The 18,763-nt window shown below is 69.2% G+C and carries 21 protein-coding genes; 11 read left to right on the plus strand and 10 right to left on the minus strand.

Annotated features, from left to right (window positions below; genetic code table 11):
• Positions 1-393: 393 nt before the first annotated feature.
• The 6 genes from OXS27_RS11180 to OXS27_RS11205 all read left to right on the plus strand — a co-directional run bounded on the left by OXS27_RS11180 (position 394) and on the right by OXS27_RS11205 (position 4,479).
• The gene (locus OXS27_RS11180; protein WP_243924100.1) at positions 394-1,110 is read left to right on the plus strand and encodes a PhoH family protein; all 717 of its coding nucleotides are present in this window, start codon (positions 394-396) and stop codon (positions 1,108-1,110) included.
• Positions 1,111-1,243: 133 nt separating this feature from the next.
• Positions 1,244-1,486 carry a hypothetical protein gene (locus OXS27_RS11185; RefSeq protein WP_267356261.1) on the plus strand — a complete coding sequence of 81 codons (243 nt, stop codon included), beginning with the start codon at positions 1,244-1,246 and terminating at the stop codon, positions 1,484-1,486.
• Between the two features lie 146 nt (positions 1,487-1,632).
• A complete protein-coding gene (locus tag OXS27_RS11190; protein WP_243924096.1) occupies positions 1,633-1,917 on the plus strand; it encodes an accessory factor UbiK family protein in 285 nt (94 codons plus the stop codon).
• A 294-nt stretch (positions 1,918-2,211) separates the two neighbouring features.
• Positions 2,212-2,721: a YbjN domain-containing protein gene (locus tag OXS27_RS11195; protein ID WP_243924094.1), complete on the plus strand. Its 510-nt coding sequence runs from the start codon at positions 2,212-2,214 to the stop codon at positions 2,719-2,721.
• A gap of 26 nt (positions 2,722-2,747) precedes the next feature.
• Positions 2,748-3,551, plus strand: a complete 804-nt coding sequence (proC, locus tag OXS27_RS11200) for a pyrroline-5-carboxylate reductase (protein WP_267356264.1) — start codon at positions 2,748-2,750, stop codon at positions 3,549-3,551.
• A 103-nt stretch (positions 3,552-3,654) separates the two neighbouring features.
• Positions 3,655-4,479 carry a TetR/AcrR family transcriptional regulator gene (locus OXS27_RS11205; RefSeq protein ID WP_267356266.1) on the plus strand — a complete coding sequence of 275 codons (825 nt, stop codon included), beginning with the start codon at positions 3,655-3,657 and terminating at the stop codon, positions 4,477-4,479.
• Between the two features lie 26 nt (positions 4,480-4,505).
• Here the strand turns inward: OXS27_RS11205 and OXS27_RS11210 are convergent, their stop codons facing one another.
• Positions 4,506-6,401, minus strand: a complete 1,896-nt coding sequence (locus tag OXS27_RS11210; RefSeq protein ID WP_267356268.1) for a HAMP domain-containing methyl-accepting chemotaxis protein — start codon at positions 6,399-6,401, stop codon at positions 4,506-4,508.
• 656 nt (positions 6,402-7,057) lie between these two features.
• Positions 7,058-7,492 (minus strand): histidine kinase, encoded by a 435-nt coding sequence (locus tag OXS27_RS11215; protein WP_243924086.1) that lies wholly within the window; start codon positions 7,490-7,492, stop codon positions 7,058-7,060.
• A 230-nt stretch (positions 7,493-7,722) separates the two neighbouring features.
• On the opposite strand from OXS27_RS11215, the gene argJ reads away from it, so the two are divergent.
• The 3 genes from argJ to OXS27_RS11230 are packed head-to-tail and all read left to right on the plus strand — an operon-like array spanning position 7,723 to position 10,105.
• A complete protein-coding gene (argJ, locus tag OXS27_RS11220) occupies positions 7,723-8,973 on the plus strand; it encodes a bifunctional glutamate N-acetyltransferase/amino-acid acetyltransferase ArgJ (protein ID WP_267356272.1) in 1,251 nt (416 codons plus the stop codon).
• The gene (locus OXS27_RS11225) at positions 8,970-9,680 is read left to right on the plus strand and encodes an SIMPL domain-containing protein (RefSeq protein ID WP_267356274.1); all 711 of its coding nucleotides are present in this window, start codon (positions 8,970-8,972) and stop codon (positions 9,678-9,680) included. Before argJ ends, OXS27_RS11225 begins: the two co-directional genes overlap by 4 nt.
• Positions 9,677-10,105 (plus strand): (deoxy)nucleoside triphosphate pyrophosphohydrolase, encoded by a 429-nt coding sequence (locus tag OXS27_RS11230; RefSeq protein ID WP_243924083.1) that lies wholly within the window; start codon positions 9,677-9,679, stop codon positions 10,103-10,105. The genes OXS27_RS11225 and OXS27_RS11230 overlap by 4 nt, the downstream gene beginning before the upstream one ends.
• Before the next feature lie 10 nt (positions 10,106-10,115).
• On the opposite strand, the gene OXS27_RS11235 is transcribed toward OXS27_RS11230, so the two are convergent.
• The 4 genes from OXS27_RS11235 to OXS27_RS11250 all read right to left on the minus strand — a co-directional run bounded on the left by OXS27_RS11235 (position 10,116) and on the right by OXS27_RS11250 (position 13,264).
• A complete protein-coding gene (locus OXS27_RS11235) occupies positions 10,116-11,093 on the minus strand; it encodes a Gfo/Idh/MocA family oxidoreductase (RefSeq protein ID WP_243924082.1) in 978 nt (325 codons plus the stop codon).
• Between the two features lie 95 nt (positions 11,094-11,188).
• Positions 11,189-11,611: a DoxX family protein gene (locus OXS27_RS11240; RefSeq protein ID WP_243924081.1), complete on the minus strand. Its 423-nt coding sequence runs from the start codon at positions 11,609-11,611 to the stop codon at positions 11,189-11,191.
• Positions 11,612-11,648: 37 nt separating this feature from the next.
• Positions 11,649-12,281 carry an alpha/beta hydrolase gene (locus tag OXS27_RS11245; RefSeq protein ID WP_267356278.1) on the minus strand — a complete coding sequence of 211 codons (633 nt, stop codon included), beginning with the start codon at positions 12,279-12,281 and terminating at the stop codon, positions 11,649-11,651.
• 59 nt (positions 12,282-12,340) lie between these two features.
• Positions 12,341-13,264: a ring-cleaving dioxygenase gene (locus OXS27_RS11250; protein ID WP_267356280.1), complete on the minus strand. Its 924-nt coding sequence runs from the start codon at positions 13,262-13,264 to the stop codon at positions 12,341-12,343.
• Between the two features lie 121 nt (positions 13,265-13,385).
• On the opposite strand from OXS27_RS11250, the gene OXS27_RS11255 reads away from it, so the two are divergent.
• Together OXS27_RS11255 and OXS27_RS11260 are read left to right on the plus strand one after the other, a co-directional pair.
• Positions 13,386-14,351, plus strand: coding sequence for a LysR family transcriptional regulator (locus OXS27_RS11255; RefSeq protein ID WP_267356282.1), 966 nt, complete (start codon positions 13,386-13,388; stop codon positions 14,349-14,351).
• Positions 14,352-14,668: 317 nt separating this feature from the next.
• The gene (locus OXS27_RS11260; RefSeq protein WP_267356284.1) at positions 14,669-15,364 is read left to right on the plus strand and encodes a GntR family transcriptional regulator; all 696 of its coding nucleotides are present in this window, start codon (positions 14,669-14,671) and stop codon (positions 15,362-15,364) included.
• A gap of 48 nt (positions 15,365-15,412) precedes the next feature.
• Here the strand turns inward: OXS27_RS11260 and OXS27_RS11265 are convergent, their stop codons facing one another.
• Genes OXS27_RS11265 through OXS27_RS11280 form a run of 4 tightly spaced genes read right to left on the minus strand, consistent with a single transcriptional unit; the run spans position 15,413 to position 18,569 of the window.
• Entirely contained in the window at positions 15,413-15,979 is a 567-nt protein-coding gene (locus OXS27_RS11265) for a GbsR/MarR family transcriptional regulator (protein ID WP_243924071.1), read from the minus strand.
• A gap of 34 nt (positions 15,980-16,013) precedes the next feature.
• Entirely contained in the window at positions 16,014-16,136 is a 123-nt protein-coding gene (locus tag OXS27_RS11270; protein ID WP_243924069.1) for a DUF2474 family protein, read from the minus strand.
• Positions 16,136-17,143 (minus strand): cytochrome d ubiquinol oxidase subunit II, encoded by a 1,008-nt coding sequence (cydB, locus tag OXS27_RS11275; RefSeq protein ID WP_267356287.1) that lies wholly within the window; start codon positions 17,141-17,143, stop codon positions 16,136-16,138. The genes OXS27_RS11270 and cydB overlap by 1 nt, the downstream gene beginning before the upstream one ends.
• Before the next feature lie 7 nt (positions 17,144-17,150).
• Positions 17,151-18,569, minus strand: coding sequence for a cytochrome ubiquinol oxidase subunit I (locus OXS27_RS11280; protein ID WP_267356289.1), 1,419 nt, complete (start codon positions 18,567-18,569; stop codon positions 17,151-17,153).
• Positions 18,570-18,763 lie beyond the last annotated feature (194 nt).

Here is an 18,763-nt window from a genome sequence, read left to right on the forward strand (position 1 = left end):
TTTCAGGGCGGCAGGGTCGGCCGGCTTCGCCCCCCGCGGGCGGGGAGGTATCGTGATCGTGCCGGATGTCGCGTGTTCGCGTCTCCCCAATTCCGAGCCTGATGCATCCGTGCCAGCCTCACGACTTTTTCGCGGCGGCCGAGTCTACCGTCACCCCCTGGTCACACCCTGCGCGCAATCGTGGAGCACGGATCACGCTGGTGCGACAGTTGCATCACGTATTCGGCCGCGCGCGGCATGTCGTGACGCTCTCCACAGGCGGGCGCGCGCGGTGCGGAACCTTTGGGAAGGGGCCCGTATTAGTTCCGCGATAGACGTTGATCCGGGAGCACGCAGGTAAACGGCAGTTCAAAAGCAGATCCAGGTTGGCAAGTCCCGTTGGAGTGTACATCCATGAAGAGACGCCGCGCACGACTTGAACTGGTTGAAGACCGCACGTCCCGCATTCACCGCACACGCTTCGACGAAGAACGCAACCTCGCTCCCATCCAGCCCCTCACCGAACGCCAAGCCGAGTATCTCGACGCCCTCGCGCGCTCCCCGCAGGTCATCGTCCTGGGGCCGGCCGGCACCGGCAAGACCTTCATCGCCGGCACCCGCGCCGCGGATCAGCTCCGCCAGCGCCGCATCTCCAAAGTCGTCATCACCCGCCCGAACGTGCCCTCGGGCCGCTCGCTCGGGTTCTTCCCCGGAACCCTCGAAGAGAAGATCGCGCCCTGGGTCGCCCCGCTGACCGAGGCCATGAAGGAGCGCATGGGCGCCGCCGCCTTCGAAATCGCCCTCAAGACCGGCGACATCGAGATCGTCCCGTTCGAGGTGATGCGCGGACGCACCTTCAAGAACTGTCTCGTGATCCTCGACGAGGCGCAGAACACCACGGTCAACGAAATCAAGATGTTCCTGACCCGCATCGGCGACGATTGCCAGGTCATCATCAACGGAGACATCTCGCAGACCGATCTGCGCGAGACCTCCGGCCTGCGTACCGTGATGCATCTCGTCAAAAGCCGGATGATGCCGATACCGGTGGTTGAGTTTACGCGAAACGACATCGTGCGCTCCGGGATCTGCGCCGAGTGGGTCAAGGCGTTCGAGGAAACGAATCTGTAACTCAGCAGTTGATGGCGGCGGGTCCTCGACGGCCCGCCGTGCCGCCCTGCGGCACGAGACGACTCTCCGCACCTCCCGTCTGGGAGGATGAACCGGGCGCCATACCCGGCCATCAGAGAATTGGAGTCTCCTCGTGAGGAAACTGACTTTCGCCTTCGCCGTCCTGGCCTCGCTGGGTGGTGCCGCCCTCGTCCAGCCCGCCTCCGCGGCCCCCGCCATGCCGGGCGCTGTCACGACGTCCGATGCCGTCACCCAGGTCCGGATGACGCCCATGGAGCGGCGCATGACGCATCGCCGCATGATGCGCCACCACATGCATCGGCGGATGGATCGCCGGATGATGCATCACCGCATGCACCGTATGCACCGCATGTGATTCCGGTGCGGAGCGGGGCCCGACCGGGCCCTGCTCCGCTTCCTGCGATCCGGGCGTTGCCCGGCCCTTCGAAGATTCCTATCTCGTCGTCTGGAATTGTGCCGTCAGGCGGCCGTCGCGGCAGCCGGCCGATCCGGGAGACCAGGATGCCCCCCTCCAATCGCCTGTTTGACGACCTCGCCCGCCTGATGACCGACGCGGCCGGCGCCGCGCAGGGGGTGCGCCGCGAGGCCGAGACCGTGGCCCGGGCCCAGCTCGAACGTGTGATCCGCGACCTCGACATCGCCTCGCGCGAAGAACTCGACGTGCTTCGCGATCTCGTGACCAGCCTGCAGACGCAGAACACGGCGCTCACGGCCCGCGTCGCAGCCCTTGAGGCCAAATCCGGCTCCGCTGCTGCGGGTGCGGCGGGCCTGAGCGAGGTGGTCTGAGTCCGCGCGGCAACGGCCGGAGCTTTTACACAGGAAGCCGCGGCGACGATCCGGTTTCCTGTTCACTGCTTAGGGCCTGCACTTTGTGTCGCGAGTCAGGGCCGGTCTATAGTCGGGCAGAGGGTGATTCGAGCGCTGCGGGGCGATGTCCGCGGAGCTTCGACAGTCGATCGCATCACCACCGGCGCAGATCTGCCGGCTGTTCCAGGTCTCGGAGTGTTCTCGGCACTCCGGTTTCGCATCACCGCTCACGACGGACCGGACTTCTCGTCCGGACCGTCATTTTGGATCGTCATGCCGCTGCTCAACGTCGACTTCCACGACCCGGACAGGAACGAGCATCCGCTCGACGTTGTCGAGCGTTTGGCGTCGTTGCGCGACTGGATCTTCGATCGGGCCGAGACCGACGAGATGTCGGTAACGAGCCCCGGCCGCTGGACCGACTACAACGTGGCCTTCACCTGGATCGAGGATGTCGAGGCGCTTCACGTCGCCTGCGCGTTCGATCTGAAGGTGCCGGATCGGCAGCGGACCGAGGTGATGCGCCTCATCGCGCTGATCAACGAGCAGCTCTGGGTCGGGCATTTTGACCTGTGGTCGAGCGACGGCGTGGTGATGTTCCGCCACGCGCTGCTGCTGACGGGGGGCGCGGTCCCGACCCACCCGCAATGCGCCACCATGATGAAGACCGCGGTCGACGCCTGCGAGCGTTACTTCCAGGCCTTCCAGTTCGTGCTCTGGGCCGGCAAGAGCGCCCGCGACGCCCTGGACGCCGTGCTGTTCGAGACCGAAGGCGAGGCGTGACCGCCCAAGACCCTCGTCCGGCATCGATGCCCGCCTCGCTTGTCCTGGCTGGGGCCGGCAAGATGGGCGGATCGATGCTGGCGGGCTGGCTGGCGGCGGGCCTGGATCCGCGCCGCACCACGCTGATCGATCCGGTGCCGAGCCGGGAGATCGTCGCCCTCTGCACGGAGCGGGGCATCGCCCTCAACCCGCCGGACCCGGAGCCCGGCGCCGTCTTGGTGCTCGGCATCAAGCCGCAGGGGCTGGAGGCAGCCGCCCCCGGGCTCGACCGCCTGATCGGCCGCGACACGCTCCTCGTATCGATCCTGGCCGGCAAGACGGTGGCTGACCTGACCGGCCGGCTCAAGCGGGCGCGGGCCATCGTCCGGGCGATGCCGAACCTGCCGGCCAGCATCGGCCGCGGCGCGACCGGGGCCTATGCCAGCCCGCAGGTCACACCCGGGCAGCATGCCGCGGCGGACGCCCTGCTGGCGGCGAACGGCACCGTCGCGTGGCTGGCCGACGAGGCGCAGATCGACGCGGTGACGGCGGTCTCGGGCTCCGGACCGGCCTATGTCTTCCTTCTGGTCGAGGCGCTGGCCGAAGCCGGGATCGCGGCCGGGCTCGATCCGGAGGTGGCGCGGCGCCTCGCCCGGGCGACCGTTTCGGGATCGGGCGCGCTCCTCGACGCCAATCCCGCCGAGGCGGCGGAACTGCGCCGCAACGTGACGTCCCCCGGCGGGACCACGGCGGCGGCCCTCGACGTGCTGATGCGCCCGGACGGGCTCGGCGCGCTGATGCGGGAAGCCGTGGCGGCAGCCCGGCGGCGGGCCGGGGAACTCGCCGACTGACATCCGGTCGGCCCCGTGCGGCATGGCCGCGCGAAACCCCTGCCCTTCCGTGGCGGACTGCCTACATCAGGTGGAATAACCGACAGGAGCGGGCGACAGACCCATGACTGTGAGCAAAGGCCCTTCGAAGCGCCCCCGCAAGGCCACGAGCCCAGCCAAGACGAGCGGTGCATCCGAGGGCGTCGCGCCGGAAAGCGGTGCGCCCGAGGCCCCGCCTCGGATCAGCACGGCTGCGAGTGAGAGCAGCGCACCGAAGCTCTCGCCCCGGGAGGCCGCCGTCGAGGGGCTGATGCGGCTCGCCGCCGAGCAGCCCTGGAACGACATCGAGATCGGCGACATCGCCCGGGAAGCAGGGCTGACACTCGCCGAACTGCGCGATCTGTTCCCATCGAAGGGTGCCGTCCTCGGCGGCCTCACCCGGATCATCGACCGCAAGGTGTTGGAGGGCGACCTCTCAGGCCTTGAGGAGGAGCCGACCCGCGAGCGCCTGTTCGACGTGCTGATGCGCCGCCTCGATGCAATGGAGCCCTACAAGCCGGCCCTACAGCGGATCGCCTACGCGTTGCGTGGCGAGCCGCTGTCGATGCTGGCGCTGAACGGCGTGATGCTGAACTCGCACCGCTACATGCTGGCAGCCGCCGGGATCGACACCGAGGGACCGCTCGGCCAGCTGAAGCTCCAGGGCGTGGTGATCGCCTTCGCCCGCGTCACGCAGGTCTGGCTCGACGACGACGATCCGGCGCTCGCCCGGACGATGGCCCGGCTCGACAAGGAGATCCGCAACGGCGAGCGGATCATGGAGCGGGCCGAGGATGCCCGCCGGCTCACCGCACCGCTGCGCGCGCTGGGCCGCGCCTTCCTCGACCGTCGGCCGCGCGGGCGGCGCAGCCGCGACGGCGACGAGACGGATCCCGCCGCCGCGATCTGAGCGCGTGCGGCGCTCAGATCGCCGACTCACACGGCCTGGATGTCGCGCAGGAAGTTACTCACCTCCTGCTTGACCGCTCGTGACTGCTTGGACAGCTCGGCCGCTGCGCTCAGCACCTGCGAGGCGGCGCTGCCGGTCTCGCTGGCAGACGTCAGCACACGCGATACGTTGGTCGACACGTGCTGCGTTCCGTTGGCCGCCTCGCTGGCATTGCGCGAGATCTCGCTGGTCGCGGCCGTCTGCTCCACCACCGTCGAGGCGATCGCTCCGCTGATTTCGTTCACGCTCGTGATCGTGTGCGCGATCTGCTGCATCGCCGCGGCCGCCTGCGCTGTGGCTGCCTGGATCGCGGTGATCAGCCCGCCGATCTCGTCGGTGGCCTTGCCGGTCTGGCTGGCCAGTTCCTTCACTTCGGCCGCAACCACGGCGAAACCCCGTCCTGCCTCGCCGGCGCGGGCCGCCTCGATCGTGGCGTTGAGGGCCAGAAGGTTGGTCTGGGCCGCAATTCCCGAGATGGTCGTGACTGCCGCGCCGATCTGCTCGGAGGCTGCACGGAGGCTCGCCATGGCGGCGTTGCTGGCCTCGGCCTCGTGGGCGGCCAAGCCAGCCGCCTCGTTGGCGCGGAGCACCTGACGCTCGATCTCCTGAAGCGACGAGACCATCTCTTCGGCCGCCGCCGCCACGGTCTCCACGTTCATGGACGCGAGATCGGCAGCCGTGCTGGAGGCGACCGCTTGGTTGTTCGTGTCTTCCGCAATCTGCGTCATCGAGTGTGCCGTGGCATCGAGCTCGTCGGTGGCCAGGGTGACGATCTCCAGGGAGGCCGCTACCCTTTGATCGAAGATCTCGACGAGTTGGTCGCGACGCTCGGCCCGGCGCTCACGTGCCTCCCGGTCGGCCGCCTGGGCGGCTTCCAGCTCGGCCCGGACGATGGCGTTCGTCCGGAAAACCTCCACCGCCTTGGCCATGGCGCCCAGTTCGCCAGCGGCATTCTGCGAGGGGACCACGAGATCCGTGTCACCGTCGGCCAAGCGCGCCATGGCATCCACCATGCCCTCGATGGGCGTGATGATGCTGCGCGCGATGAGTGAGGCCAGAGTGACGCCGATGACCAGGGCCAGTGCGCCGAGGCCGATCTCGATGCGCCAAGCGCGCAGGGCCAGTTCCGCGGTCGACGCCTTGATCGCCGTCGACGCGCTCAGGATCCGCTCCCGAAGTTTGGCGCAATCCGCCGCGATGGCGTCCGTATGCGGCTTGATGCCGGTCTCGAACGTCGCCTTCGAGGCAGTCGCCGCCTCGTGGAAGCTGTCGAGCTCCGCCTTGTAGGTGACGAGCGCGTCCGCGAGTTCCTTGACCCGCCCGGCAATGGCCGCAAGGCGAGGGCCTCCGAGCCCCCGGAGCTCGGCACGAGCCCGCTCGATCTTGCCCCGAAATTCCTCCTGATAGAGCGGTTTCGGATCAATCACGGAGCGCGCGGCCGCGAGACGCGCGGCCAGCACGGCATTCTCGAAGCGGCTGGCCTGCAGCCTCGCTTCATGATCGCCGTCCTGGTTTATCTCCGCGAGCAGGCCCTCAATGAGGTGGGCGATAGTGTTGCCCGCCTTGATGAGGCGCAGCTTCGCGGCATCAAGCCGGATGCCGGCTTCCGCGAGGTGGTCCAGATCCGACTTCATCGCGGCCGCGCTGCCGACGATGGCGTCATACCGATTTCTCCCCTCCTCGGTCAGCGCCTTGGCCTTACGGTGTATGGCGATCTCCTCCAATGCGCTCCGCACCGTCTGCATGGCGGTGATCTGGGCAGCTTCCGGCGCCAAGCGGTAATGCTCGGCTTTGGCTGAGAGCTGGGCGGCGAGGCCGTCCATCGCGATGATCTCCTGGGCGCTTTCTCCGATGAAGGTCAGCCGCTCGTATTCGCGATTCAAGTTATCTTGCTGGTAGGTTGCAAATGCACCGATGACGGCGGTGATCGCGACGAGAATAGCGAACCCCGCGTACAGACGGATACGAATTCCTATTATCACGGCAACCTGCCCCTTGGCTGAGACGGTCTTTGGTGGGACCTAGCTCTACCAGCAAGCGATTCGCACATGACAGTATCGTGACATTTTAACCACGTAACCTAAAGTTTTATTGTCGAAATACAGCTTCTGCTCACGGAAAAACGTGCCTTGTTCTGAGCAAATTTCACGAGCCGCCGTGTTACGCACCCAACAGGGTTTTCGAGTTATTCAAGAACAGATCCAAAATATGTGACTCAAACCCTATCATGTTTTCGATCAACTTGGACGAGATGATGAGCGTCACACGTCGAGATCTTGAACATCGTGCTTTTGCGTGGCCCGATCCTCGGGTCTTGGCCGGAAGGGTCGTCTGAACTGCGGCACGAGTTCCAGATTCACGAGCGATCGACCAATGCTGATCCGCCGGCTCTACGCGGAACGGCATTGCTGGACGGATAGGAATCAAGCCCCTGTCAGACGCCAGACGGCTCGCGCAGTGCGATGACCGGTTCGGCTCCGATCAGCCCTGCGGGCCCACGCCGGCGCAGGTCGTCAATATATCCCGGCAGCGCGTACGATCAGGCGGCGCGATCGGCCAGCGCTTCGCGCATCAGGGTCGCCACCATCCCGCTCTGGAGCTGCTCATGCCGGACCCACAGCGCGTCGGGGATGTGGGCCGGTGCCTCCGGCTCCCGATCATCGCGCGCATCCCCCGCGAGCACGATGCGCAGCCCCGGACGCAGCGTCCGTGCCTCGACGGCCAACTGTGCGCAGCACAGGCCGCCCTGCAGGCCGGAATCCACCACCATCACGTCGACCGGCAGGCCGAGCGCCAGCACCGTCATGGCGTCGACCCCGCGGTCGCAGGCGGTGACCTGATAACCCAACAGGCGGACCTGCGCGGCCACCTCGTCGCGCCAGCGCTTGTGGCGGCCGACGACCAGAACCTGGATCCGGTAGCAGCCGCCCTGGGGCATCGTGCTGGAGGCAGTCCCGATGTCGGCTGTGGGCATTCCGCACTCGACTTCGCGCTGGCTTTGCGATGCAGCATGCTATGCCACGACGCAATCCTGACGCAAGCCTGCCGCCGCGAAGGCGCCGCATTCTGCGCCGGAATCGCCCAAACTGACGGCAGCCGGGATCCCTGATCAATGGTCGGGCATACGGTTGACGCAGCCGAGGTCCTGCGCTCAACACCGGGCCGCCCGCGGAACACCACCGCGCGCTGCCGGAGCCCGAGCCGATGTCGTCCGCGAAGTCCCCGCCTGTCTCCCCGCTGGCGCCCACCGCCGTGCCGGAGCTGCCACCCCTGCCGGGGGTGCGAATCGCCACCGCCCAGGCCGGGATCCGCTACAGCGGCCGCACCGATGTGCTCTACATGGCGCTCGAAGCCGGGACCCAGGCGGCCGGCGTCTTCACCCGCTCGAAATGCCCGTCCGCGCCGGTCGATTGGTGCCGTGAGGCGCTGGCCGACGGTTCGGCGCGGGCGCTGGTGGTCAATTCCGGCAACGCCAACGCCTTCACGGGCCGCCTCGGCCGAGAGGCGGTGGCCCGCACGGTCGAGATCGCCGCGCAGGCGGCGGGCTGCGGTGCCCGCGAGGTCTACGTTGCGTCGACCGGCGTGATCGGCGAGCCGCTGCCGGCCGAGCGTTTCGAGGGCGTTCTGGCCGATTGCGCGGCCCGGGCCACGGACGGCTCGGCCGCCTGGGCCGAGGCGGCGCGCGCCATCATGACGACCGACACCTTTCCGAAGCTCGCGACCCGCAGGGCCACGATCGACGGCGTGACGGTGACGCTCAACGGCATCGCCAAGGGCGCCGGCATGATCGCCCCCGACATGGCGACGATGCTGTCCTTCGTGTTCACCGACGCCGCGCTGCCCCAGGCGGTGCTCCAGACGCTGTTGTCGGCGGGCACGAAGACCAGCTTCAACTGCGTGACGGTGGATGGCGACACCTCCACCTCCGACACGCTGATGCTGTTCGCGACCGGCAAGGCCGGCCATGCCCAAATAACCGACCCGGCCGATCCGCGGCTGGCAAGCTTTCAAGACGCCCTGGACAGCCTACTGATCGAGCTGGCCCAGCTCGTCGCGAAGGACGGCGAGGGCGCGCGCAAGTTCGTCACCATCCGGGTCACGGGGGCCGAAAGCGACGCCTCGGCGCACCGGATCGCCCTATCAATCGCCAACTCGCCGCTGGTGAAGACCGCGGTGGCGGGCGAGGACGCCAATTGGGGCCGGGTGGTGATGGCGGTCGGCAAGGCCGGCGAGCCCGCCGATCGCGACCGGCTCGCCATCTGGTTCGGCGACGTGCGCGTGGCCGTCGCGGGTGCCCGCGACCCGGATTACAGCGAGGCGGCGGCGAGCGCCGTGATGCGCGAGCCGGAGATCGGCATCCGGGTGGATCTGGGCCTGGGTGAAGGTCAGGCCCGCGTCTGGACCTGCGATCTGACCAAGGGCTACATCGAGATCAACGGGGATTACCGGTCGTGAGGGCCGGCCTGGCCGGCGCCATCCTGCTCGTTGCGCTGGCTTCCGGGGCCCGGGCCGACGATTCGGCCTGTACCCGCCACATCAGCGTGATCGGCCGCGCCGCCGAGGCGCGGGCGCCGGATTTTGCCGAAGTGACGGTGGGCATCGAAGCGCGCGCGCCGACCGCAGCGGTGGCCCTCGACGCGGCCTCGAAGGCCGTAGCGGGGGTCTCGGCGCAGGCCCGCGCCCTCGGGGTCCCGGCGGCCGATATCGGCACCGCCGCGGTGTCGCTGCAGGCCGCCACGCGGTCCGTGTCCCGGCCGGGCGGCCTCAGCGAGGAGCCGGACGGCTACCGGGCGAGCAACCTCGTGAACGTCCGCCTCGCCGATATGGGCCGGCTCGGCGACCTGCTGCGCCAAGCCCTCGATGCCGGAGCGAATCGGATCGACGGCGTCAGCTTCGGCCTGCGCGACCCCGATCAGCTCGACGCCGCCTTGCAGGTGGCCGCGGCCCGCGACGCACGCAGCCGGGCCGTGGCGCTCGCCGAAGCCCTCGGCGTCAAGCTCGGCCCGCTCTGCACGCTCGGCCCCGCGGGCGGCGCGCCCTACCCGCTCGCGAACCGCACCCTCGCGGCGCCGATGGCCGCCAAGGGGCGGCGCGTGCCGATCGAGGCCGGGACGATCCAGATGTCGTCCGAGGTCGCCGCCACCTTCGCGGTGTCGCCATGAGCACGCCCGAACGGGCTCCGCTTCGCCTCCTGCTGGTGGTTGCCGTCGCCCTCGTCGATGTCGACGGCCGCGTGCTGGTCAGCGAGCGCCCGGCGGGCAAGCAACTCGCTGGCCTCTGGGAGTTCCCCGGCGGCAAGGTCGAGCCCGGCGAGCGGCCGGAGGAGACGCTGATCCGCGAACTGGCGGAGGAACTGGGCATCCAGGTCGAGGAGCCGTGCCTCGCGCCGCTGACCTTCGCCAGCCACGCCTATCCGGACTTCCACCTCCTGATGCCGCTCTATGTCTGCCGGCGCTGGACCGGCACGCCGCGCTCGATGGAGGGTCAGGCGCTGAAATGGGTCCGGCCGAAGGCCCTGCGCGACCTCGCGATGCCGCCGGCCGACGCGCCGCTGATCCCGTTCCTGATCGATCTCCTAGAGGTGTGACGGCACCGCCTCAGAGCGCCAGGATCGCCTCGACCGCCTCCTGCACGGCGAGCGCCTCCGCGAAGGTGGCGAGGTGGTGGGGCTCGCCCCGCGCCATCCGGACGACGCCGTCGAGCTGGCGCCGCAGGGTGATCGGACGCAGTTTCTCGTTGGGGATTGCGTCGGGCGCCGGCTCGAAGCGGCCATCGGCAGCACGGCGCTCGGCGATGGCCCAGTCGCGCAGCCGGACGGCGCCCGCATCGCCCTCCAGCGTCCAGGTGTTGTGATCGTCCTTGTCGGTGCCGCCGACCCGGCCGGTCAGCGTCACGGGGATGCCGCCCGCCGTCAGCGTCACGGTGATCGCCCGCTCGGACAGGCCGGGCTCCGGGAATTCGACGCGGCCGGTGATCCCATCCAGGGGGCCGAGCAGGCGGCGGGTGAGGAACAGGAAGTGCGAGACCACCTCGCGGGTGAAGCCGCCCTCCGCCCGGGCGTCGAGCCAGCGCGCCGCATCGTCCTGCCAGGGGCGCGGCCAGCGGGCGAATTCCAGCGCAATGGCGAGGCGCCGCGGCGTGCCGACCGCGCCCTCGGCGATCCAGTGCTGAAGCGCCGTCACGCCGGGCGACGACGCGAAGGGGAAGTTCACCGCGCCGGCCTGTCCGGCCTCCGCCACGAAAGCGCGGGCATCGGCGAGGTCGATGGCGAGCGGCTTCTCGCAGAAGACGCTTAGGCCCGCCGCCAGGGCTGCCCGCGCATAACCCAGATGCGAGGCCGGCGGCGAGGCGACGTAGAGGCAGGCACTCGCCGCCACGACGGCTTCGGCATCGGCAACCCGGGGCACCGTCGGGAAGGCTGCACCGATCCGGGCGAGGGCCTCCGGCGACGGGTCCCAAATCGCCGCGACCCGGACGGGCGGCTCCGATGCCCCGTGGATGGCGCCGAGCAGGCGCTCGCCCATGATTCCCGCACCGATGATCCCGAGGGCGAGCGTGGCGTCGGTGGCCGGCATGGAAAGTCCCGCATGTCGGACGGCGCGGATGCGCGTCCCGGCCGCAGCCTTACGGAACCGAACCGGTGCGGGAAAGTCAGCCGGCCGGCACAGCTTCAGGCGCGACCCCGCCGGGCATCAAGGCTGAGCGGGCCGGCACCGAAGGCCGCGACCTGCAACAGGCCGCCCGCGACGGCGAGGTTCTTCAGGAAGTGGAACATCTGGTTCTGGTCCCCCAGAGCCGCGTGGAAGGTCACCGCGGTGGCCACCGCGAAGAGGGCCAGCGCCAGGGCCACGAGCCGGGTGCGATAGCCGGCGATCAGCAGCAAGCCACCGCCGATCTCCACCAGCGTTGCCGCCCCATACGAGAGCGTGGGCAGCGGCAGGCCGGCCGCCTCGATGGTCGCGAGCGTCGCGGCGGGCGCAGCGAGCTTGCCGACCCCGCTCACGAGGAAGAGCGCGCTCATCAGGACCCGGCCGGTCACCGGCAGCAGGGCCGCTCCGGTGGCGGTCGAAACGGGGGCGATCGAGGAGGCCATGGACGTTGTCCTTTCGTGGGGCGAGAGTGCGCGTGCTTCAGGCTGCGTGCGGAATTTCGAGGTCGCGGAGCCAATCCGCCGCGCGGTCGAGATCGGCCTGCGACAGGCCATGGCCGGCGGGCAGGATCCGATGCTCGACCTGCGCACCGGCGGCGGAGAGCTGCGCCGCGAGGCGGCGGGCGTTCTCCACCGGCACGATCGGGTCCATGGCGCCGGACAGGATCAGGACCGGACGTCCCGCGAGGTCGGCCGCCGGGGGCTCGGCGAAGGGCACCATCGGACGGATCAGCACGGCGCCCGCCAGGGTTTCCGGCTGCAGCATCAGGAGCGCGGCGGCGATGTTGGCGCCGTTGGAGAACCCCAGCGCCACCGGCGCGCCGAGCCAGTAGCGATCGCGCGCCGCCGCCACGAAACCCGCGAGATCGCCCGTGCGTCGGCGCAGATCGGCCTCGTCGAACACGCCCTCCGCCAGCCGGCGGAAGAAGCGCGGCATGCCGTTCTCGGAGACCGCGCCCCGGGGCGAGAGCAGCGCGGCGTCCGGCGCGAGCATCCGGCCGAGCGGAACGAGATCGGCCTCGTTGCCGCCGGTCCCATGCAGGAGCAGCAGCGGGTGCGCGGCATCGGGGCCGGGCTCGAAACGATGGATGAAACCGAGGGATCCGTCAGTCATGGCAACCTCGCAAGGCTCTGGATCCCGCCCCGCGCTGTTGCGGGGCGGGTCTTGAGGGTTCAGGCGACCTTGGGCAGCACCGCCTCGATCTCGGCCCGATGCGGCTCCAGCCCGGCGGGCAGCTTCAGCGCGGACCCGAGGGTCTCGATCGGCTCGTCGACCGCGAAGCCCGGCGCATCCGTGGCGATCTCGAACAGCACGCCGCCGGGCTCGCGGAAGTAGATCGAGCGGAAGTACTGGCGGTCGCGCTGCTCGGTGGCGTGGAGACCCCGGGCGGCGAGCGCTTCGCCCATCGCGGCCTGCGCAGCATCGTCCGCCGCCCGGAACGCGATGTGGTGGACCGAGCCGGCGCCGGGCCGGCCGGGCAGAAACCCACCCACGGCCCGCAGGGTCACGAAGCCGCCGAGCGCGGCGCTGCCCGCGAAGCGGATCAAGTTGCCCTCGTGGCCGGTCTCGCGCAGGCCCAGCACCTCCGTGAGGATCGCGGCTGTGGGCTCCGCCTTGTCGAGGAGCAGCGTGACCCCGTGCAGGCCGCGGATGGCGTGCTCGGCCGGCACCTCGCCGGAGGCCCAGGCCTCGGCCCCGGCCTCCTCGACGCCCACCAGCGCGAGCATCATGCCGTCCGGGTCGCGGAAGCGCAGGGTCGGCTCGCCGAAGACCTGAACCAGCGGCTCGTGGGCGACGCCCTTCTCGATCAGGCGATGGGTCCACCAGCCGATGGAGGCGCGGGGGATCCGGAACGCGGTTTCCTGCGTCTCGCCGAGCCCGACGCGGCCGGGGGCCGCCCGCTCGATGGGGAAAAAGGTCAGGATCGTACCCGGGCGTCCGGCCGCATCGCCGTAATAGAGGTGATAGGTGCCCGGATCGTCGAAATTGACGGTCTTCTTCACCAGCCGCAGCCCGAGCACGCGGGTGTGGAAGTCGAGGTTGCGCAGGGCCTGCCCGGAGAAGGCCGTAACGTGATGGAGGCCGGTCTGGATCATGGCACTGACTCCTGAGGCTGCCGCGCCGGGCGCGGGGCGTTGTGCGATGACCACAATCTGCCCCTTGCCAATGCTCCAGAAAATAGAAACGATGGAAACTCATCGTTTCCGAATTTGACCCATGAGACTGCCGGATTTCGAAGCCTGGGCGGTGTTCGCGAAAGTGGTGGAGACCGGCTCCTTCGGCCGGGCTGCCGCGGATCTCGGGCTGTCGAAGGGTACGGTCTCGAAGGCGGTCGGCCGGCTGGAGATCCGGATTGGGGCGCGGCTGTTCAACCGCACCTCGCGCAAGCTCGCGCTCACCGAGGCGGGGCAGGCCGCCAAGGCGAGCGCGGCGCGCATCCTGGCGGAGGGCGAGGCGGCCGAGGCCCAGGCCCTGGCGGGCGCCGCAGAGCCGCGGGGGCTGGTGCGGCTCGCGGCCCCGATGACCTTCGGGGTGATGCACGTGGCGCCGCTGCTGCCGGATTTTCTCCGTCAGCACCCGGCCGTGTCGGTGGACCTGCACCTCTCGGACGCGGTGGTCGATCTCGTGGGCGGGGGATTCGACATCGGGCTGCGCATCGCGGCCCTACCGGATTCATCGCTGCGCGCCCGCCGGCTCTGCGCCATAAGGCGCTCCCTCGTGGCGACCCCCGCCTATCTCGACCGGCATGGCCGCCCCCGGCATCCGGACGAGATCGCCCACCACGCCTGCCTCGGCTACGCCTACCTTCCGACCCCGGACCGGTGGCGTTTCGCGGATGCGACCGGTGCGGAGGCCGTGGTGACGCCCGGCGGGGCTTTGCGGGCCAACAACGCCGAGGCGCTGGCGCCGGCGCTCCGGGCCGGGCTCGGCCTCGCGCTCCAGCCCGATTTCATGATCTGGGACGACTTGGAGGCCGGCCGCCTGGAGCGGGTCTTGCCCGACTGGTCACCGCCGCCGATCGCGTTGCACTTGGTGACGCCGCCCGGCGACCCCCGGCCGGCGCGCGTCACGGCCCTGGTGGCCTATCTGGCGCAAAGACTTGCCCATGCCCCATGGGCAGCCCCGCACATATCAACAGCAACGCAAGATCCCGCCACTCCGGCGCAGCCTAATGTATTTTAGGGCAGCGTGTCCGCCGGCAAGCTACCAGTGCATGAAAATTCAGTACCGAATGCAACGCTCTGACCGGGCGCACGATGCTGCTCATGAACACTTGGACCGCCTTCTGCATCGTACAGCGCAGACCTCGGTCTCACGCGGCCTATACGGTGCCTAGAGACCGACAAGACTGGCCGGCCTGACGAGAATCGTTCCTTCAGGTTAATCTTCGACTTGCGCGGCAACCTGACGTATGCAAGGACTATAGTCCGAGCCGCCGCAGCGCGACTTCGCTGCGTGGGATCCTATGTGTGAGTGTATTCCGTCCTGTCGAGGCCTCGATGTTCATAGCGGTTCCCGGGCGGCGTTCGCCTGACCGGCTGCAGCACAAGACGGTCGCGGCGGCGGTGGCCGATTCGCTGCGGCAGCGGATCCTGAACGGAGAATTGCGCCCGGGCGTCCAGCTCCGCCAGGATGCGCTGGCCGAGGAATTCGGAATCAGCCGGATCCCGATCCGGGAAGCGCTCCTGCAATTGGAGGCCGTCAACCTCGTCAAGATCGTGCCGCATCGCGGTGCCGTGGTGACGGGCCTGTCCCTTGAGGAGGTGGAGGATATCTTCAGGCTGCGCGTCCAGCTCGAGCCGCAGCTCCTGCCGCTCTCTGTCCCCCACCTGACCGACGAGGACTTTCAGGATCTGCGCGCCGTGCAGAAGGCCTATGGCGAGGCGCTAAGCGGCGGCGAAATCATGCGCTGGGGCGAGTTGAACCGGCGCTTCCACTTCGACCTGCTGCGCCACGCGGACCGGCCACGCTCCCTGACGATCGTGACGGGCCTGCTGCAGGATTGCGACCGCCCGACGCGCCTGCAGCTCCAGGCCACCGGAGACGTTGCGCGCGCCCACGAGGAACACGCGCAGATCCTCGATCTGTGCGAGGCCGGCAAGGTCGAGGCGGCTGCGGAGGCCCTGCGCGCCCATATCGAGTCAGTCGGCGTCTGCCTCGTGGGGATCTATCGGGACGGGCTGGCCCGGCTCTGACCGGTTGCGCGCCGCCGCGCCCGACCGGAAGCCGCAGTCCCCGAAGCCTCAATCCCGCTTGTCGGCCCGGCCGCCGCGGCCGGTCAGCCGATCCTTCATCTCCAGCACCTTCTGGACCTTCGTGCCGAGGCTGAGGAGCTGGACGAGGCGGTCGGTCTCGAGCCGGCGCATGTCGTCGTACCAGCCGGTGAAGAGCTCGAACAGGTCGTGCATCTCCCCGAGGCGGGCCTGGGCATGACGCTCGGCATCGGTCTCGACGCGCTGCATCAGCAACTCGCGCAGGATCGTCAGGGTCGGGTCGATCTCGCGCTTCTTGCGCTCTTCGACCAGGGTGCGGACGATCTGCCAGACATCCTCGGGGGTGGCGAAGTAGTCCCGCCGGTCCCCGGGCCTGTGCTGGAGGCGCACGAGGTTCCAGGCCTGCAGCTCCTTCAGGCCCATGCTGACGTTGGAGCGCGACACGCCGAGCCGCTCGACGATCTCGTCGGCGTTCAGCGGCCTCTCTGCCACGAACAGCACCGCGTAAATCTGACCGACCGTCCGGTTGATCCCCCACCGGGAACCCATCTCGCCGAAATGGAGCACGAAGGTCTGGACGAGGGGGGGCAGCTGCACGGGGCGTTCCGACGGGGTCTGGATCCGCAGCCTATCAGGTCCTGAGCCAGAACCGGAGCAGCGTCGCGACCGATCCAAGCGTCACGATGCTGAGCGCCCAGATCGCCACGAACCAGGCGAGGCGCTTCCACAGGGGCAGCGGTGAGGCGGTGATCATCAGTGATATCCGTGCGTGTCGACCTTGCCGCGGAACACCCAATACGAATACGCGGTGTAGGCCAGGATGGTCGGGATCAGCGCCGCGGCGCCCACCAGCAGGAAGATCTGGCTCGCCTCGGGGGCGGCCGCCTGCCAGATCGTGATCCGCCCCGGCACCACGTCGGGGTAGATGCTGATGCCGAGCCCTAAGAACGACAGGCCGAACAGCCCGAGCGCGATCAGGAACGGCGCCCGCTCGCCCCCGTTCCGCAGGGTCCGCCACAGGGCGTAGCTCGCCAGCGCCACGAGGAGCGGCACCTGCGCGGTCACGAGCACGTTCGGCATCGCCATCCAGCGCTCGAAGTAGCGCCCCTGCAGGAACGGGGTGGCGGCGCTCACCAGGGCGACCGCCGCCACGGTCCCGACGGTGAGCCGCTGGGCCAGACGCCGGGCCTGAAGCTGGAGCAGGCCCTCGGTGCGCATCACCAGCCACGTGGCCCCGAGCAGCGCGTAGGCGATCGCGAGACTCACGCCGACCAGCAGGCTGAACGGCGTCAGCCAATCCCACCAGCCGCCCGCATAGGCGCGGCCCTCCACGGCGATGCCCTGGAGCAGCGCCCCCAGGGTGATCCCCTGGGCCAGGGCCGCCACCACGGAACCGACCGTGAAGGCCATGTCCCAGACGGCCCGGTGGCCAGGATCCCGCCAGCGGAACTCGAAGGCGACGCCCCGGAAGACCAGCCCCAGCAGCATCGCGAGGATCGGCGCGTAGAGCGCCGGCAGGATGACCGCGTAGGCGAGCGGGAAGACCGCGAACAGCCCACCCCCGCCCATCACCAGCCAGGTCTCGTTGCCGTCCCAGACCGGGGCGATCGAGTTCATCGCGGTGTCCCGGTCGGGTCCCGGCCGCAGGATCGGGAACAGGATGCCGATGCCAAGATCGAAGCCATCCATGACGATGTAGGCGAAGACCGCGAAGGCGATGACGAACGCCCAGACGATGGTGAGATCGACGCTGTACAGCATGGCTGCGTCACTCGGCCGGCTGGAGATGACGGTCGGGATCGACCGCGGGGGCGGGCGTGATGCCCGCGGTGCGGATCGGCACGCCCAGCTGGAGACCGGGCTCGCCGACCTGCGGCGGCTTGGCCATGAGGCGCAGGATGTAGAACGTCCCCATGGCGAAGACCGAGAAATAGACCATCACGAAGGCGGTGAGCGAGGCGGCCACCGCCGGCCCGGCGAGCGGCGATGCGGAGTCCGCCGTGCGCAGCAGGCCGTAGACCGTGTAGGGCTGGCGCCCGACCTCGGTGGTGATCCAGCCGGCCAGCACCGCCACGAAGCCGGCCGGCCCCATGGCGAGGGCGAAGCGGTGCAGGGGGGCCCACGCGTAGAGCCGGCCCTGATAACGGGCGAGCAGACTGAGGCCGCCAAGCAGGAGCATCAGCAGCCCCAGGCCCACCATCACCCGGAACGACCAGAATACGACCGGCACCGGCGGCCAGTCCTTACGGGGCAGGCTGTCGAGGCCGGCGAGCGGCGCGTCGAGGGCGTGCTTGAGCACCAGCGAGGACAGCTTCGGGATCTCCACCGCATAGCGGATCGTCCCGGCCTCCTGATCGGGCAGGCCGAACAGCACCAGCGGCGCCCCGTCCGGATGGCTCTGGTAATGGCCCTCCATGGCCATGACCTTGGCGGGCTGGTGCTCCAGGGTGCTGAGCCCGTGCGCGTCCCCGGCCAGGATTTGGGCGGGGGCCACCAGCGCGGCCATCCACATCGCCATCGAGAACATCGTGCGGGCGGCTGGGTTGGCCCGGTCGCGCAGCAGATGCCACGCGCCGACCGCGCCCACCACCAGGGAGGTCGTAAGGTAGGCGGCCAGCACCATGTGGACGAGGCGGAACGGGAAGGACGGGTTGAACACCACCGCCCACCAGTCCAGGGGCACGAACTGGCCCTGCGGGTTGGTGCCGTAACCGGCCGGCGTCTGCATCCACGAGTTCACCGACAGGATCCAGAAGGCCGAGAAGAAGGTCCCGAGCGCCACCATCAGGGTCGCGGCGAAGTGGAGCCGCGGGCCGACCTTCGTCATGCCGAACAGCATCACCCCGAGGAAGCCGGCCTCCAGAAAGAACGCCGACAGCACCTCGTAGGCCATCATCGGCCCGAGCACCGGCCCGGTCTTGTCGGAGAAGACCGACCAGTTGGTGCCGAACTGGTAGGACATCACCAGCCCGGACACGACGCCCATGGCGAAGGCGATGGCGAAGATCTTCAGCCAGTAGCGGAACAGATCCATGTAGACCGGCCGCCCGGTGGCGAGCCACAGGCCTTCCAACACGGCGAGGTAACTGGCCAGTCCGATCGAGAAGGATGGGAACACGATGTGGAACGCCACCGTGAACCCGAACTGCGCACGTGCGAGGATCAGCGGATCGAGATGGGCGAGCACGGCAGGCCTCCAGCCAAGCGATGGCGACTCACGGTCTAGCAATTTCAGAAATTTCTGAAAAGACGATAATTTCTGCGTCTCGGTTTGGGCCGGTGCGCCACGCAGGGTCTCTGGACGCGTGGTCCGGAACGCGGCAGGTTCAGTCCCTCACTCACGATCGGGACGCGGCAGGCCCGGCGACGCATCGGGCCAAA

It is taken from the genome of Methylobacterium sp. GC_Met_3, from assembly GCF_026540775.1.
GTDB lineage: Bacteria > Pseudomonadota > Alphaproteobacteria > Rhizobiales > Beijerinckiaceae > Methylobacterium.

Coding starts and splice junctions, on each gene's coding strand:
- OXS27_RS11180 (WP_243924100.1), top strand. CDS start 394: ATGAAGAGACGCCGCGCACGACTTGAACTGGTTGAAGACCGCACGTCC.
- OXS27_RS11205 (WP_267356266.1), top strand. CDS start 3,655: ATGACTGTGAGCAAAGGCCCTTCGAAGCGCCCCCGCAAGGCCACGAGC.
- argJ (WP_267356272.1), top strand. CDS start 7,723: ATGTCGTCCGCGAAGTCCCCGCCTGTCTCCCCGCTGGCGCCCACCGCC.
- OXS27_RS11250 (WP_267356280.1), bottom strand. CDS start 13,264: ATGATCCAGACCGGCCTCCATCACGTTACGGCCTTCTCCGGGCAGGCC.
- proC (WP_267356264.1), top strand. CDS start 2,748: ATGCCCGCCTCGCTTGTCCTGGCTGGGGCCGGCAAGATGGGCGGATCG.
- OXS27_RS11245 (WP_267356278.1), bottom strand. CDS start 12,281: ATGACTGACGGATCCCTCGGTTTCATCCATCGTTTCGAGCCCGGCCCC.
- OXS27_RS11255 (WP_267356282.1), top strand. CDS start 13,386: ATGAGACTGCCGGATTTCGAAGCCTGGGCGGTGTTCGCGAAAGTGGTG.
- OXS27_RS11190 (WP_243924096.1), top strand. CDS start 1,633: ATGCCCCCCTCCAATCGCCTGTTTGACGACCTCGCCCGCCTGATGACC.
- OXS27_RS11240 (WP_243924081.1), bottom strand. CDS start 11,611: ATGGCCTCCTCGATCGCCCCCGTTTCGACCGCCACCGGAGCGGCCCTG.
- OXS27_RS11260 (WP_267356284.1), top strand. CDS start 14,669: ATGTTCATAGCGGTTCCCGGGCGGCGTTCGCCTGACCGGCTGCAGCAC.
- OXS27_RS11230 (WP_243924083.1), top strand. CDS start 9,677: ATGAGCACGCCCGAACGGGCTCCGCTTCGCCTCCTGCTGGTGGTTGCC.
- OXS27_RS11235 (WP_243924082.1), bottom strand. CDS start 11,093: ATGCCGGCCACCGACGCCACGCTCGCCCTCGGGATCATCGGTGCGGGA.
- OXS27_RS11270 (WP_243924069.1), bottom strand. CDS start 16,136: ATGATCACCGCCTCACCGCTGCCCCTGTGGAAGCGCCTCGCCTGGTTC.
- OXS27_RS11195 (WP_243924094.1), top strand. CDS start 2,212: ATGCCGCTGCTCAACGTCGACTTCCACGACCCGGACAGGAACGAGCAT.
- cydB (WP_267356287.1), bottom strand. CDS start 17,143: ATGCTGTACAGCGTCGATCTCACCATCGTCTGGGCGTTCGTCATCGCC.
- OXS27_RS11215 (WP_243924086.1), bottom strand. CDS start 7,492: ATGCCCACAGCCGACATCGGGACTGCCTCCAGCACGATGCCCCAGGGC.